This window comes from Longimicrobium sp., from assembly GCF_048594345.1.
GTDB lineage: Bacteria > Gemmatimonadota > Gemmatimonadetes > Longimicrobiales > Longimicrobiaceae > Longimicrobium.
In genome coordinates this window covers 1-15,783 of sequence record NZ_JBMDXM010000288.1, presented here as the reverse complement: position 1 = coordinate 15,783, position 15,783 = coordinate 1, and the positions used below count along the sequence as shown (strand labels likewise).

Genomic DNA, 15,783 nt, shown 5'->3' with positions numbered 1-15,783 from the left:
TCGACATCCCCATCTCCATCCGACACCTGGGCATCCCGGACCGCGAGATCAGAGGAAACCGCCACGTAAAACTCTGCTAACTCTGGTAACTCTGCGTGAGACCCAATCTGTTGTCGCATGCGATGAACACGGCGGAACGGTACGTAGGAACTCCGTTAACTCCGTTGACTCCGTGTGAGGCCCATTCTGTTGCCGTAGCCGAACGATCCGCCTACCGCCCCGCCACCACAACGCGCACCTCGTCCCATTCGCCGGACGGAGCAATGGCGCGGATGGTGTGCGGGCCGGGCGCCAGGCGCCAGCGCTGCTCCAGGAGTTCGCGGCCATCTACCAGCCAGCGCACGCCACCCTCCGCGCCCGCCGCACGCAGGGCCACCGTCGCGTAGCGCTCATCGACGCCTACGGGCACCTCGTACCGGTCGCCGTCGCGGGGGGCCAGGATGCGGAAGCGCTCGTCGGATCCCAGCGACGCCGCCGCGCCCAGCCGGCCGCGCTCCCCCGCGGCCCACTCCCCGTACTCCTCCGGCAGCGCCACCCGCCCGCCCCGCTCCCAGTCGTCCGTGCGCGCCGGCTCCGTGCCGGGGATGAACCACTCCGTCGTGGCAACACAGCCGGGCGTGGCGCGCAGGCCGGAGAGGCGGCAGACGCGCACGGGCACCAGCCCCGCCTCCCGAGGCGTGGGGAGCGCGCCCGGCGGGTAGCGGCCGGCGGTGGCCAGCATCGCGCGGTACAGGAGCGGCCCGGCGCCGGTGACCCCGCTCACCCCCTCCATCGGCCGGCCGCTGAAGTTGCCCACCCACACGGCCACCGTGAACCCCTGCGTCACCCCCACCGCCCAGTTGTCCGTAAAGTGCCGGCTGGTCCCCGTCTTGGCCGCCGCGGGAAAGGGAAAGTCGAACGGCGTCTCCGCGCCAAAGCCGGGGGCGCGGGCGTCGGCGTCGGCCAGCACGTCCAGCACCAGCGCCGCCGCCTGCGCGGAGACCACCCGCTCCCGCGCCTCCGGCCGTTCCCCCGGGCCCGCGGGGCGCCAGCGCCAGGGCGTCCACTCGCCGCCGCGCGCCAGGGCGCGGTAGCCGTTGGCCAGCTCCAGCAGCGTCACGTCGCCGTTCCCCAGCGCCAGCCCCAGTCCGTAATGCGACGCGTCGTTCGCCAGCGAAGCGAAGCCGGCGCGGTGCAGCGTCCGCAGCACCGGCTCCACCCCCAGCCGGTCCGCCAGCTCCACCGCGGGCACGTTGTACGAGCTGGCCAGCGCCTCCCTCATCCGGACCGGGCCACGGAAGCGGCGGTCGTAGTTCTGCGGGCGGTACGGGCCCAGGCTGGTGGCAAAGCTGCGCGGCACGTCCGGCAGCACCGTCGCCGCCGTGTGCCCGCGGTCAAAAGCCAGCGCATAGACGAACGGCTTGAGCGCGGACCCCGGCTGGCGCGGCGAGATCACCATGTCCACCTGCCCCGCCCCCGGCTCGCCAAAGTCCGGCGAGCCCACCCAGGCCAGCACCTCGCCGGTAGCGTTGTCCACCACCACCGCGGCCGCCTGCCGCGCACCGCGATCCGCCAGCACGCGCACGGTGTGGCGCACCTCCGCCTCCAGCAGCGTCTGAAGCTCCAGATCCAGCGAGGTGCGCCAGACGCCGTCCATCGCCTGCCCCTCCGTCTCCGCCATCGCCAGCACGCGGGTGGTGAAGTGCGGGGCCAGGAACGGCGCGGGACGGTCGACGGGAAGGACGGGCTCCGCGCGGGCGCGGGCCACCTCGTCCGCGGTGGCGTAGCCCAGCGCGCGCATCCGCCCCAGCACCACGTCCCGCCGCGCCCGCGCCCCCTCCGGCGAGACCAGCGGGTTGTCGCGCGAGGGCGCGCGCGCGATGCCGGCCAGCAGCGCCGCCTGCCCCAGGCTAAGCTCCCGCGCCGAGGCGCCGAAGTACAGCGCCGCCGCGGGGGAAACGCCCGTGGCCGCCTGCCCCAGGGGGACGCGGTTCAGGTACTGCTCCAGGATGTCGCGCTTGCGCAGGTGCGCGTCCAGCCGCAGCGCCCACAGCGCCTGCTTGGCCTTGCCGCTCCAGCTGCGCGGCAGGGGGCGCAGCAGCCGCACGGCCTGCATGGTCAGGGTCGATGCGCCCGCTCTCCGTCGCCCCCGCAGGTTGTCCCGCACCGCCCGGCCAACGGCCCGCGCGTCCACGCCCGCGTGCGCGAAGAAGCGGTGGTCCTCCGCCGCCAGGAACGCCTGCACCAGCCGCGGATCCATCTCGCCCACCGCCGTCCACCCTCCGCGGCTCCCGTCCGGCGACCGGGTGGCGCGCAGCGGCATGCCCCCGCGGTCCTCCATCACCACCGTCGCCACCGGCGCGGGCACGGCCAGCGCCGCCGGCAGCGGAAGCGCGATCCACCCCAGCGTCGCCAGCACGATGGCGACGGCCACCGCGGCGGCGGCCAGCCCACGCCGCGCGCGCGTCATCGAAGCGAGAGAGCGAAACGGTGTCGTCACTGCGGTGGCGGATAAGGATTGGTACGAGGCCAGGGGGGACGCGTATGCTTGCATTGCTCCCGCATGCCCGGAGCGCCGCGGTCCCGCAACGGAGCCGCGTTCCGCGCGCGCCGCGACGGCCCGCGCGCCTCCTTCATTCTTTCGAGGGGACGATGATCATGAAAAAGCTGAAGCTGAACGTGGACGAGCTCCGGGTCGAGAGCTTCGCATCCGTGGACGCACCCGGCGGCGGGCGCGGCACCGTGCGCGGGCAGGGCAAGGCGACGCAGGAAACGTGTGGATGCACGGAGGGATGGGACACCTGCTACACCGTGCCGGAGTCGTGCGCGAACACGTGCATCGACCCGGGTGCCACCGGGTGCGGATACTTTTCCCAGTGCCTGGGATGGTGCGAATCGCAGCACGACTCGTGTAGCTGCCCGGGCTCCTGCGCCTGACGCTGGGGGCGCCGGCCCGCGGTTGACCGGCCGGCGCCGACGGGCTTCTCCCGCGCCGCTATGGCTCACGGCGCCGCGGGGGTGACGGTGAACGCGCCGCCGCCGCTGCGGCCGTGCACGCCGGGGTTGTACATCTCCTCCGCGTGCGCCGGCGCCATGGTAAAGCGGCCGGCGGTGGTCGCGCGGGCCAGGTAGGTGGCGCTGTACGTCCCCTTCCACAGCATCCGCGCAAAGTAGATCACCCGGTCGTCCCGGATCTCCCGGTGGTCGAACGCCGACCACATCCCCGAGTCCCAGCTTCCGAACGCCCACACCGGGGTGGCGGAATCGTCGAATCCATCGTCCTCCCCCTCCGATCCTTCACCAAAGGCCCCTGCGGGGAACGGGCTGACGGTGCGCAGGCTCAGGTCCACCGCTTCCAGCCCGGCGGGGAGCGGATCGTCCAGGATCACCATCTGCCGCTCCTCCGGCACGGTGACGCGCAGACGAACGCGCACCACCTGGCCCTCCACCACGCCGGTGATCGGGCGGCGCGTGTCCAGCGTCTCGTACCAGCGCTCCACGGCGATGCCGCGGTCCAGCGGGGTCAGCGTCGGTCGCGACACCACCTCGCGCACGGACAGGTCGTAGTAGATGGGCACGCCGCCACCGGGCGCCTCCAGCGTCAGCCGCAGAACCCGCCGCCCGTCCGGCAGGGTCTGCAGCAGCCCGGCCAGGCTGGGGACGGTGTCGCGCGCCTCGCCACGGCGGGCGCGCGTCTCCAGCACCGTGCGGTCGCCCTGCACCAGCCGGACGGCGCGCTCCGGGGCGTCGCGCTGCGTTTCCTCGAACGCCAGCAGCGCCAGGACGGCGGCGCCGTAGTCCTGCGTGGTCCACGGCAGCCGCGCCTCCGCCCGCCCCTGCTGCACCAGCGTCTCCACCAGCGCGCCGATCCCCGGGTGCCCGGGCTGCACGGCCAGCGTGGCCGTCAGCAGCCGCGCGGCGGGGCGCACGTGCGAGGCGAAGTAGAAGTCGCGCCGGTACGCCGCCTCCGGAATTACCGCGCGCGAGCCGCGGATCTGCACGCCCTCCCACGCCGCCGCCAGCAGCCGCCGCGCCGGCTCCGTCGCCCCGCGGCGCGCCAGCATCTCCGCCAGCGCCAGGCGGTCCTCCCACGACAGGCGCGCGGCCTGGCCCAGCAGTACGTTCTCCGCGGGCACGTCCGGCCGGCCCAGGCGGCTCAGGAAGTCCGCCGCCGCCAGCCGCTCCGTCAGCACCGCGTCCATCCGGTACTGTCCCGGCCCCAGCGCCGCGCGCAGCACCTCCGGCTCTCCCAGCGCGCGGGCCACGTATCCCGCCATCCGGTTCAGCACGGTGTCGCTCACCTGCACGCCGCCGGCCCGCGCTTCCAGCATCACCCGCCCCGCGTACGCCGTCAGGAAGGGCGACGTCCAGTCCAGCGCGCTCCACAGCCCGATCCCGCCATCCGTCCGCTGCCGCCGCTCCAGCGTCCGGACGACCAGCTCGATCCGCGCCCGCGCATTCCCCGGCACAGTGGCTCCGCTGGCCTGCCGCGCGCGGTGGAGGGCGATCAGGGGCAGCGCCTGGCTGGAGATCTGCTCGGTGCAGCCGTACGGATACAATTCCAGCCGCCGGTTGTACGCCTGCACCAGCGCCAGCGGCGACGTGCCGAAGCCCAGCTCCAGCGACGAGCGGGCGGGATCCACCTCCGCGGGGAGGATGAACTGCACCGTGGCCGTGTCGCGCAGCACGCCGGCGGAAGTCTGCACTACGGGGCGGTTGGCGGGGCGGATGGGGATGCGCACCTCCACCGCGTCTGCCTCGCCGCCGCCCGTCACCCCGAAGCGGAACGTCGCGCTGTCTCCGATGGGCGCGGCGAAGCGGAAGCGAGCCTCCGCGCCGCGGCCGGTGAGCAGCGACACCGTCCGCTCCGCGTCGCCCGTGAGCATGACGCCGCGCGCCTCCGCCGTCACCCGCGCATCGATCCCCTGCGCGAAGCGGTGATTGACGACGACGCCCGCCATGAAGTCGTCGCCCTCTCGGAGAAATCGCGGGAGCGCGGGACGGGCGATCAGCGGGCGCGTGGACAGGAGCGGCGACTCGCCGGCGCCGTAGCGGTCGCCCGCGGTCACGGCCACCGCCATCACCCGGAAGGTGGTGACGTTGTCCGGCAGCCCGCCCGCCACCACCACCTCGCCGTTCGCGTCCGTCACCACGCTGCCGACAAAGAACGCCGTCGAGCGAAAGCGGGAGCGCAGGATGCCGGACAGGTCCTGCCCGCCGGAGCCGCCGGGATCACGCGTTCCCTTCTGCCCCTCGGGCACCTGTGGCGCGACGGCCACCAGGTTGCTGCCCAGCCGCATCCCCACGCCGCGCGGCTGGTACAGCAGGTCCAGCGGATCGGGCGTGCGGTAGCCGGTAAGCGAGAGCACGCCTTCATCCACCGCCCACAGCGTCACCTCGCTCACCTGCGGGCGCCCCGCGCCGTCCCGCACCCGGACGCGGATGCGCGCGCTGTCTCCCGGACGATATTCCGGCTGCAGCGGCGACACCTCCACCGCCAGCCGCTTGACCTCCGGCGTCACCCGCAGCTGGGTGTAGCCCACCCGCAGCGTCGGCCGGCCGGGATCGTCCACCGTTCCCGGCGCCGCGCTCCGCCCGCGCACCACGATGACGGAAACAAAGGCGTTGGGCGCGAACGCCTCCGTGATCGGAATCTTCAGTGTCGTGGTGCCGGAGGTGATGCGGATGCGGCGCTGCTCCAGCACCCGCTCGCGCTCCACCGTCACCCACGCCTCCGCGTCCGTAAACGGCGAGGCGACCAGGACGGTGGCCGTGTCGCCGGGCGAGTATCGCTCGCGGTCGGGGATGACGTCCATCTTGAACTTCCCCTCGTCGTTCCACGGCACCCAGTCGCCGCCCACGCTCCAGCGGGTGAACGTCGTGCTCGCCTTGCGCCCCCGCCCGTCCGTCGCTTGGAAAGAGAAGGTGTACGCTCCGCCCGCGCGCGGGGTGAAGGCGCAGGTAGCCGGCTGCGCGGCCGTGGTGACCCGGCAGGTGGCGACGGTGTCCGTCACCCACTCGCCCACCTCGTCGAACGCGCCGCCGCGCTGGCGGCGGACGGTGTGCCACTCGCGGCGGACGACGGCGCCCTGCACCGCCACGCCGGAGACGGAGCGGCCGTCCGGGCGCACGGCGATCACGCCCACGCGCACCGGGGTTCCCGCGGTCCAGAAGTAGCCGCTCCCCTCCGGCCGCGCGGCCACGTAGAAGTCCGCCGGATGGACCAGGACGGAGGACAACCCCGCCACCGTCTGCCGGTTTGCGTCCACCACCTCCGCCTGCACGGTCACGCGCGCGGGTCGCCCGTCCGTCAGCGGCGGGAGAACGACGTCCAGCTCCCGGTATCCCCGCGCGTCGAGCGAATCCGTCCCGCCGGCCAGGACAACCGGCGCTTCCCAGCTGTCTTCCCACCACTCGCCGGAATCGCCCAGGTACCACCCCTCCGTGCCGGGGATCTGGATCTCCCACGGCGACACGGACGTCTGCCGAGCCGTCCAGCGCACGGGAGCCCGGGCCATCGGCGCGCCGAACAGGTAGCGCGATCCCACCGTGGCGCGCAGGCGGTCGCCGCTGAAGCGGGGCTCCTCACCCGTCCCTACCTCCACCAGGAACTCCGGCGGGCGATACTCGGCCACCTGGTAGCTGGCGAAGCCCACGGAGCGCCACTGGCCGTCGCGGCGCAGGCGGATTTCCACGTTGTAGTCGCCCAGCGCCACGTCCGCGGGAAGGCGGAACGTATGGTCCGCCGTGCCGAACCGGCTCAGCGGCACCGTCTGGTCGCGCAGCGGCTCGCCCTCGCGGCCGGTGAACAGCCAGCGCAGCGAGTCGCCCGGCGCGGGCGGCGCCAGCGAGCCCAGCGGCCCGCGGCGGACGATGGCCTTGGCGTAGACGGGCTCTCCGGGGCGGTAGATGCCGCGCTCCGTGAACACGGCGCCGGCGGCGGGCGCGCGCTCCTCGCCCCACGCGCCGCTCAGGCCAAAGCGGTACGGCGACAGGTCCGGATCGTACTCGCTGATCCCCACCACCGCGCGGTCCGCCCCGCGCTGCGCGGCCACGTAGCCCTCCACCGGCGGCGTCCACTCGCACTCCTCCCCCTCTGTGCACGCGGCCGGGGGCGGGGCTTCGGGCCGGAAGCCGGTGAGGACGACGGTGCCGCGCCCGTCGGTGCGGCCCGTCGCACGCACGCGGCCGTCGCCGTCGTGCAGCGTGACGTCCACGTCGGCGCGCGGGCGGCCGTCCTTTACCCCCGTTACCCAGACGGCGGCCTGGTCCACCCCCACGCGCACGTGCACGGCCAGGTCGGTCACCTGCACCAGCGCCAGGGGATGGCGGCCGTTCAGGCTGTCCACGCCCCGCCCGCCCACCTGCACCAGCATCAGCGTGCCGCGCGGGGTGCGGCGCGCGTCCGGCGCGGCGAGGACGACGCCGGTGACGGCGCTGCGGTCCCGCTCGCCGCGCACGGGGATGCGGCGGCGCGCGGCGGACGGCTCCAGCGCCGTCCACACCTCGTTCCATCCGCCCCAGCCGCGGCTCAGCAGCCGCGCCTCCAGCGAATCCGGGACGGCGGCGACGTCCACGAGCAGCGTGTCGACGTTGACGTGCTGAACGGCCAGCGTGCGAAAGCCCTCCCGCTCCACCACCAGTTTGCCATGGGGATGGATGACCGAAGGGGGCACGCCGGGCGTGGTGAACGCGAGGCGCGCCGGCGTGCCCAGACGCTGTCCGAAGACGTCGGTGAGTTGCGGATCCACCGTGATGGTGTAGCCGCGGCGGGGCTGCAGCCGCCCCTCCAGCACCCAGCGGTCCTGCTCCGCGGCGGTGTCGCGCACGGTGAACGGCCGGTCGCGGTCGATGTGGACGTGGCGCAGCACCTCCGACCCGCGCACGGGGGTGGAAAACTGCAGCACGGCGGGGCCGTAGTGGCACCCCTCGTTCCTGGGACAGCCGCCTTCCACCACGCGCAGGGGACCGTAGGTGGAGAACGCCCAGCGCAGCGGCCCGTCCCCGTCCCCCGGAGGGTCCATCCCCGCCGGCAGCACCAGTTCCGCGGCGCACCCCGGCGGAAGCGGCCGCGCGGGGGCAAGCTCCACCACGCGCCGCAGGTCGTTCGCGCCGGCGTTCCCCGTCGCGCCGAAGTACGCCACCCAGTCCGGGTCCGCCTCGCCGATCGGCCGCACGCCCACGCCGCGCAGGCCGATCGGCGCCGCGCCGCCGCACGACTTGCCCAGCACCAGGCGGGCGACGCCGGCCAACTCGTCCGGCTGCACCGCGCTGCTCACCAGCACAAAGAAACGCGGCCCCGGCTCAAGGAACTTGGGCGCGCGGTGCGGGCCCACGGGCCAGCCGGTCAGCACGCGCGCCCTTTCGACGCGAAAGGTGAAGCGGTGCGGACGCGGCAGGCGCGCGCCGTCCATGGCCGCGAAGTCGTTGGCGATGGTGACGGTGTAGCTCGCGCCCGGGCGCAGCGGCGCGGCGGGGGTAAAGCGCAGCGTCACCGGGTCGCGCCACTCCACCCTGCCCTCCACCTGGGGCTCGATGGTGAAGAGCGCCTCCGCATCCACCGTCTCGTCCAGCCCGCCCGCCACCGGACGGTCGAAGGTGACGGTGACCACGGCCTCCGGCTGCGCCACGGCTTCCGGCGCCGTACGTAGCACGCCCAGCACGGGCGGCCCCTGCTGGGCAGGTTCGGCGCGCAGCACAAAAACGCCCGTAAAGCCGAGGAGCGCGACCAGCGCGGTGGATACGCGAAACATGTCTGGGGGCGGGACGAGAGGTGGGACCGCTGGGACCCTGCGCAACAAGATAGTGCGTCGCGGTGAGGATCAAATACAAAACTTTTCGATGCTGTTCATTGAGCGGGAGGAGGGTCTTCAAGATCGCGCGTCAGGGGGTGCGGACGGCCTGTTTTCGCACGTTTCGGAGATCACCGAGTGATCCCCATCCCTCTCCAGAAGGTGCGGATGGCCCCTCCCGCATACCACCTCTTTCCCGTGCCCGACGGTCACGCCGGTGCGTGCCTCGTCGGTCGGCTCAACACATGATCGTTGCGTTCCGGCTGGACCACGACTACCATCCCACTCCGATGGCGCAGTTACGTGATCTGATTTGCGGAACGTGGATCAGGCGGGAGCAGATCAAAAGGAGCCTGTCACAGGCCCCACCCGTGGCAACACACCGAATTAATGGCTTGGCACGTCGCTTCATTCAACCAACCTTTTGGGGAGCACAAATGCGATACGTTCGGATCTGGGCGGCGGGGCTTTTCTCCGCGGCGTTGATGGCCGCATGCGCCGACGCGCCAACCGCGCCGGAGGTCGGCGGACGGCGGTGGTGGCGGCAGCGGAGGTACCGGCGGGAGTACGGGCGAGGATCCAGGGCCAGACCCAGGCAAGCAGTATCAGAACGACACCGGGCTCTGTCCACCCTGCGACGACCGGGAGCCAACGGATCCGGAGGAGCAGACCATGCTGTCACTTCTCCCGCAAGTGCAGTGCGCCGATGCGCGGAACACGCTTCAACAGATGATCGGTGCAGGGACGTTGCGGGTCTACACGACCGACAACGACGCGTACGGCGTGTGGAACTCCGTGACCCAGCGCATCTACATCAGCAGGCCCATGCACTGGAACCCGATCACCGGGGCGGTAAACACGGCGGAGTTGATCGACACGCTGGTACACGAAGCGGTGCACAAGTTGCTCGGCCATTCCAACGGCCAGCCCTCTTCCGAAACGCACGGGACGGCGTTCCGAAACAAGATGGCAACCTGCGGGTTTCCTCAACCGTGACCACCAACCTGACAGCGAAAAAGGACACGCCAGCCATGCGGATGATCGGATTCGCGGCACTCGCCGCCGCCGTGATCGGCGTCACCGCGAGCGGCGCCCTTGCGAGCCAGCAAGGACCGGACGACAGCGCCGTCGTCGCCACGGCGGTTACGAGCCTACTGCAGCAGTTGCGGACGAATGACGGCGTACCGGAAGGCGCGATCGGATACGATCCCCGGCCGCTGGAACGCCGCATGTATGATCAGCCCGGCAGGGTGCCTGCTCCGTTCTATGCGCTGGGGGAGCGGGAGAACGAGGTTGCGGCGGCGGCACGGGTGGCGCTGGGAGCGGAAGCCGGGAACCTTGAAAACGCGCGCGTGTGTGCCAATGCAAGCCCTCGTAGCTGCAGGCTGGACGATGTCGTTGCCGTGTTTGCCACCAGCGAGCCGGCCGTGCGCGGAGGCTCGGCGGAGGTGGTGGTCAGGGCGCTCTGGATGAGCAACCTCGCCAAACAGCCGGTGCAGGAGGGGGTTTTCCGGATTACGCTGCTGCGAGAGGGCACGGGCTGGCGTGCGGCCACGACGGAAACGCTGACGATCTCCTAGACCTGGATCCCAGCTATCCGAAGCGGAAAGCACCACGTTCAGCGGTACAGACGGACTCAGCGGTACAGACGGACAGAGTCAGACAGGAAAGCATCTCGCTTTCTCCGTCTGACTCTGTCTCTGTTTCTGTATAGTGCCGACGTTTCCAGGATCGGGAATACGGCGGGGATCAGCGGCCGTACGGCACGATCATCATCAGCGCGGTGAGGGCGGCGATCAGGAAGAGGTACGTCCCAAGCGCGCCGTTGTCCTGCTCCTCCGGCGCGGGCTGAAACAGCTGCCACCCGGCGCCCAGCAGAAGGAGAAAGAGCAGCCCTTCGTGCGACACCGCCCACGCGCCCGCGATGAACGCCGCCGCCACCGCCCGATGCGTGCGGGTGAGCGCGTGGAAGCCGCGCCCGCCGTCCAGCTGCCAGATGGGGATCAGGTTGAACAGGTTGAGAAACGCGCCCACGTGGGTGATCGCCGCCCAGATCGGCGCGCCGGTGGCGAGATACACCAGGTACGCCGCGACCGCCGCGCCCAGCCCCCACACCGGCCCCGCCAGCCCGATGCGCGCGTCCGTGCGGGCGTCGGGCGGATGCATGTGCAGGCGCACGAACGCGCCCACGCCGGGGATGAACACCGGCGCCGACGCCGGCATTCCGGCCCGCCTGATCGCCGCCACGTGCCCCATCTCGTGGATGTAGATGGAAACGACGATGCCCGCCGCGAACTTCCACCCATACAGGCTCCAGTAGACGCCCAGAAACGCCAGCATCGACAGCAGCGTGCTCATCTTGGTAAGGCCCAGCAACAGCAGCTTGCCCTTGGTCACGATGAACAGCAGCGCGGCCGCGCCCAAGGCGCCGGCGGCCCCCCGGTGCGGCCCGTGCGTCTTCGCCGCGCCCGCCGACGGAGCGTCCAGCGGGCCCAGTGCCGCGATGCGGGCGGCGATGGCGTCGCGCTGGCGCGTGCCCGCCGGCAGCAGGGCGAGGGCCTGGTACCACAGCTCCGCCGCGCGCACGCGGTCGCCGGCCTCCGTGGCGGCCTCGGCCTCCGCGGCCAGACGGCGCAGCTCGTCCCCGTGCAGCAGCCGGCCGCAGGCGGGGCAGCCCAGCAGCCCCGCCGCCAGCTGCGAGCCGCACCCGGCGCAGACGTCCGCCGCGGGCGCGGGAGGGGAGACGAGGAGGTCGCTCACCCGGAGAGCTGAGGCTGGGCCGCGGGCACCACGGGAGGCGCGGGCGCCACCGCGTACGGCCCGGTGAGCATGATCTCCGGCCGCTTGTTCTCACGCCACGCCTGGTACAGGCCGAACGCCACGATCAGCGCCCCGATCGGCGCCTGCGTGATGTACGCGAAGGGCAGGGTCAGCGAAACGATGAAGGCCGCGATGTACATCAGGCCGCCGGTAAGCTCCACGGCTTCGCCCGATTGCCGCCACGCATCCACGATCTGCGGGATGTAGCCCATGCTGATGGCCAGGTAGGTAAGCCCGATGGCCATCGCCTGGTACAGCCACCCGCCGCGATGGCTCGAGCCCATGCTCACCGCGCGGCCCACCATCCACCCCACCAGGACCGAGATCAGCCCGATCTCATAGCCCGTGACCCTCAGCACCACCTGGTACACCACGGCGCCCGCGACCGCCGCGACCGCGCCGAAGAGGAGCGCGCGGCCAAGGCGCCCCATCCGGGTGCCCTGCGGCTCCGCCTCCAGGGCGCCGCGGCACGGCGTGCAGACCACCTGGCCGTTCGCCATGTGGTACTCGTCCTCGATGGAGCGCTGGCAGGCGGTGCAGGGCCGCGCGGCCGTGGCGGTGGTCGGCTCGGCCGTGTCGAACTGGAGCGCACCCGTGGCGGGCGCCGCCGGCGTAAGGTCGGACATGGTTTTTCTCGGGAGATCAAGGGGAAAGGCGGGCGGTGGGGCGCCCAAACGTTACGCTGCGTCCGCGGTTCGCGCAACATCCGTTTCCTCGCCGCGCGTTCCGACCCGTGTGCGAGGCGTGGTTCTCAACACCTGCGGTACCGGTTCGATGGGTGGGGCCTTTGCGCGAGGCAAGATAGGCGGGAACGACCGGTCCGGACAAGGAACCTGTTTCAAGAAAAGATCTCAAAGACGCGCGTGGCCTCGGCTACTCGCCACGGGCGCGGCAGATGGGTGGCTTGCGGGGAGAGCAGGACCCGGAGCGCGTCCTCCAGGGAGCCGGGAGGATGCACCGGCCTTACGCCTCGACCCGCTCCTGCAGTTTCTGGATCAGTGCGCTAAAGTTCAAACTCTGATGCTCGTTGAGTGACAGCGCGTTCATGTCCCCGAGAATGTCGGTGATCGCTGCGATGGTGGACCGAATGTGTGCATACAAGTCCAGCTCGTCCCGGATCCCTTCGAGATTTTCGCCGCTCACTCCTTTGATCGCCGCGTCGAGTTCGGCCTTTTTCTGCTCCCAGTACCGCACATAGCCCACACGGCTGATCCCGTCGTAGATGTCAGCATCTCCGAGGATGATGGGGAACACGCGGTCGCGAACATCGCCCCGCTCCGCGACCTCGGTCAGCTCGAACATGCAGTTTTTGGATTCCAGATATTTCTTCGAAAGAATGACCACGATGGCCTTGCCGCGCCCAATGCGCTGCATGAAGCTCACGATGGAATCCTTGTACCGAACTTCGTCCTTGTCGCGCAAAAGGGTGATGTCATTGCAAGCGAGCGCCTCCTGAAGCTTGTCGACGACCTCGGTGCTCTCCTTTGTCCATGCGTAGGATACAAAGACTTCTTTGGGTTCTGCGGCCGGGACCTCCGTGCGAGCCAACGTAATCTGGCGCTCTGCGGAAACGAGCGATTGGGCTACGTACGGCAGCACGTCTCGAATGAGATTCGACGCATCCACCAGCTTGCGGCTCGTCCGGCACTGGATCATGTCACCGCACGCCGCAAAGTCCCGAAGTTCGCTCAGCGGATACGCGAACGACTCTTCGTGGGTCCGGCAGACCTCGCAGTTGCACGGCAGGAACCGATCGTATTTCAGCCGGGGAAAGGAGGCGTGGATACGCTCCAGCTGATCGTCGACGATCGCGAGCAGGCCGCGCGTGTCCGGCCCGCTGACGCGAGCCGTAATCTTTCTGCGGGAATAATCCTCGATGACCTCCGCGCGCGTGCCGTCCCGCGCAAGGATCACCCCCGACTTCCAGACCAGGTCCTGGTCCGGAATCAGGTGGTGCAGCGCCACGATAAACCGCGTCAAGATGCCTTTGGGCATGAAGTCGTATTGGTACCGCACGACCAACCCACCCTGCGCACTCCACTCATACGCCGGTCGGGTGGGCGAAAGCAGTTGCGGAGCGATGTACGCGTCTGTCTCCGGAATCGGATAGCACAGCTTGAAGCGCATCATCAGGTGCAGCAGCTCGTCGTGCATGTCCGCGTACGCAGGATCGGACCAGATGTACGCCAGGTCGCGGCGGCCGAACCGTCCCCGATTATCCAGAATCTTGTGGTCGTCCAGCACGGCATAGACAGCATCGGTGCCCCACTTTGGCTTCAGAATCACGGTATTCTTGAGCACCGGGTCATCCTGAAAGTGCAGGCAGATTCCCAGGTCGTGCAGATAGCCGCTCAACTGCAGCTTGTCTTCGCGGCGCTTGAACCCGTTCGCCTCACAAACGGCGAGATATTCATCCAGGCTGATGTAATTTCGCGGATCACTCTCCAGCGCGGTCCGAACCTGGCTCCAGGTCTTGGGTAGCGGAGTCCCAATATGAGGCAGGCGCTCCAGCTCCTGCCGAACCGCGGTCGTGAGCCCATCCAGGCCGCGGTTGGTGGCCAGGTTGGTACGGAACGCGTCGCGCAGCAGATTGGGAAAGTGTGCCCGCAGGGTTCCGAGATCGAGGTTGCGCTGGCGGTCCTGCTTTTCGTTCTGGACGATGAGCAGCGGGCTTTGATCGCTGAGCAGTTCCACCACCTGCAGCCAGTAGTTGAAGTCCGTGTCCTCCTTCCGATCGTCCGCCACGAGCACGTACAACGACCGGCGAGTCAAGAAAAACTGATGAGTCGCGTGGTAGATTTCCTGCCCCCCGAAGTCCCAGATGCTCGCCTTGAACTCACTGGAACGCACGTTCTCCTCACCATCCTCTTCACGGACCCGCACCGCCGCTGGAAAGCTCCAGCGCACCACATCGATTCCTTCAGTGGAAGATTCCTGTGGTTCCAACTTGTAGTTCGGATCCTTGATTTTCTTGGCGAGGGTGGTTTTTCCCGCGCCCGCTTCTCCAAGGATGATCAGTTTTGCCTCGCATAGATAATCAATGCCAACTTCCTGCTGCTGGCGCCAGTAATTCCGGATCGCCTCAATTCCCTTGTCCACAACCTCCAGCGGCGGGACCTCGATGGGCTGACCACCTACTTCCAGCCGGGTCAGGTTCGGCAGTTCAAGAATCTCCGCGGGAATCTGCTTGATGTCTCCGTCCGTGGTGGTCCACCCGACCTGAAGATCAAGCTGTTCCAGTTGTGACAATCCAAAAACCGCTTCAGGAATCCGTGCGAACGAGTTTTCGCTCAGATCCAGTACTTTCAATCGATTCAGATTCGCCAAGGAGCCAGGGATGTCAATCAGCAGATTCATGCTGACGTCCAGTTTCTGCAGTTCTGAGAGTTCATCGATCCAGTCAGGGATCTCTCTGACTCCCGCAGCGACAACCTCCAGCGTGTGAAGCCTTTTCAAGGCACGAATCCCGTAGGGGATCACATCAAGGTGAACGCCAAAAAACACGAGCGTATCCAGGTTGCCGAGTACGGCGATGTCATTGATCAGATCACGAAGGTGCCGTGAAGGTGCCGGACTGCGTTGATTTTGCGTGATCGCGATTTTTCCGATGTAGAGCCAGCGAAGATTCGGCAGATGACGAAGGTCGCGCCACCGTATCAACCCGTTTGGCGATTCGACATTACCGTTTTCGTTGATCTCGATCCAGATTTCTTCGACATGCTGTGGAGAAAAATCATTTCTACGGACATAGGTGCTCCAATCCAGTCCCAGACCGGGGATATCAGGTACTTTCCGGATCGGGTTGCGAATGAGCGACAAGCGTTTCAGGTGCACCAGGTCGCGGATTCGGTCGGGCACCTCACGGATATTGTTGTTGAATAGGTTCAGCTCCTCGAGTTGCTCAAGGTCGAACACCTCATCGGGAATCTCATCCAGCGCGGCTGATACAAGGCTGAGCTTTTTGCTGTTTTCCGCACGGGCCTGCTGGATCAGCTTCCGAGCGTTCTCCTGAGTCGAAAAATTCGTCATTCAATTCCTCTATGAACTTGTCTCATCCTCGGTTATTCACCAGAAACCAGACCTCAGGGTCATACAAAGAAAGAACCCATGTCGCATGTTCTTGAGCAGCGGTAGGATGGGTGGTGTCGAAGCAACCATCCGTCCGCGTACCCTCGAATACACGACATGGGTG

At 69.0% G+C, this 15,783-nt stretch carries 8 protein-coding genes; 3 read left to right on the top strand and 5 right to left on the bottom strand.

The features are described from left to right. Positions 1 to 211: 211 nt before the first annotated feature. A complete protein-coding gene (pbpC, locus tag ACOJUJ_RS29680) occupies positions 212 to 2,479 on the bottom strand; it encodes a penicillin-binding protein 1C (protein WP_420130549.1) in 2,268 nt (755 codons plus the stop codon). A 158-nt stretch (positions 2,480 to 2,637) separates the two neighbouring features. Here pbpC and ACOJUJ_RS29675 point away from each other — a divergent pair, with 158 nt between their 5' ends. After that, entirely contained in the window at positions 2,638 to 2,916 is a 279-nt protein-coding gene (locus tag ACOJUJ_RS29675; RefSeq protein ID WP_420130548.1) for a hypothetical protein, read from the top strand. Between the two features lie 65 nt (positions 2,917 to 2,981). On the opposite strand, the gene ACOJUJ_RS29670 is transcribed toward ACOJUJ_RS29675, so the two are convergent. After that, on the bottom strand, positions 2,982 to 8,732 hold the full coding sequence (locus tag ACOJUJ_RS29670) for an MG2 domain-containing protein (protein ID WP_420130547.1): 5,751 nt from the start codon (positions 8,730 to 8,732) through the stop codon (positions 2,982 to 2,984). Positions 8,733 to 9,443: 711 nt separating this feature from the next. Here ACOJUJ_RS29670 and ACOJUJ_RS29665 point away from each other — a divergent pair. Further along, positions 9,444 to 9,767, top strand: a complete 324-nt coding sequence (locus ACOJUJ_RS29665; protein ID WP_420130546.1) for a hypothetical protein — start codon at positions 9,444 to 9,446, stop codon at positions 9,765 to 9,767. Beyond that, positions 9,764 to 10,351 (top strand): hypothetical protein, encoded by a 588-nt coding sequence (locus ACOJUJ_RS29660; RefSeq protein ID WP_420130545.1) that lies wholly within the window; start codon positions 9,764 to 9,766, stop codon positions 10,349 to 10,351. Before ACOJUJ_RS29665 ends, ACOJUJ_RS29660 begins: the two co-directional genes overlap by 4 nt. 169 nt (positions 10,352 to 10,520) lie before the next feature. Here ACOJUJ_RS29660 and ACOJUJ_RS29655 read toward each other — a convergent pair whose 3' ends face one another. From ACOJUJ_RS29655 to ACOJUJ_RS29645, 3 genes are all read right to left on the bottom strand, one after another. Next, the gene (locus tag ACOJUJ_RS29655) at positions 10,521 to 11,531 is read right to left on the bottom strand and encodes a site-2 protease family protein (RefSeq protein ID WP_420130544.1); all 1,011 of its coding nucleotides are present in this window, start codon (positions 11,529 to 11,531) and stop codon (positions 10,521 to 10,523) included. Then, complete coding sequence (locus ACOJUJ_RS29650) at positions 11,528 to 12,217, bottom strand: hypothetical protein (RefSeq protein WP_420130543.1); 690 nt, start codon at positions 12,215 to 12,217, stop codon at positions 11,528 to 11,530. The genes ACOJUJ_RS29655 and ACOJUJ_RS29650 overlap by 4 nt, the downstream gene beginning before the upstream one ends. Positions 12,218 to 12,554: 337 nt before the next feature. Then, the gene (locus ACOJUJ_RS29645) at positions 12,555 to 15,620 is read right to left on the bottom strand and encodes a COR domain-containing protein (protein ID WP_420130542.1); all 3,066 of its coding nucleotides are present in this window, start codon (positions 15,618 to 15,620) and stop codon (positions 12,555 to 12,557) included. Positions 15,621 to 15,783: the final 163 nt, after the last annotated feature.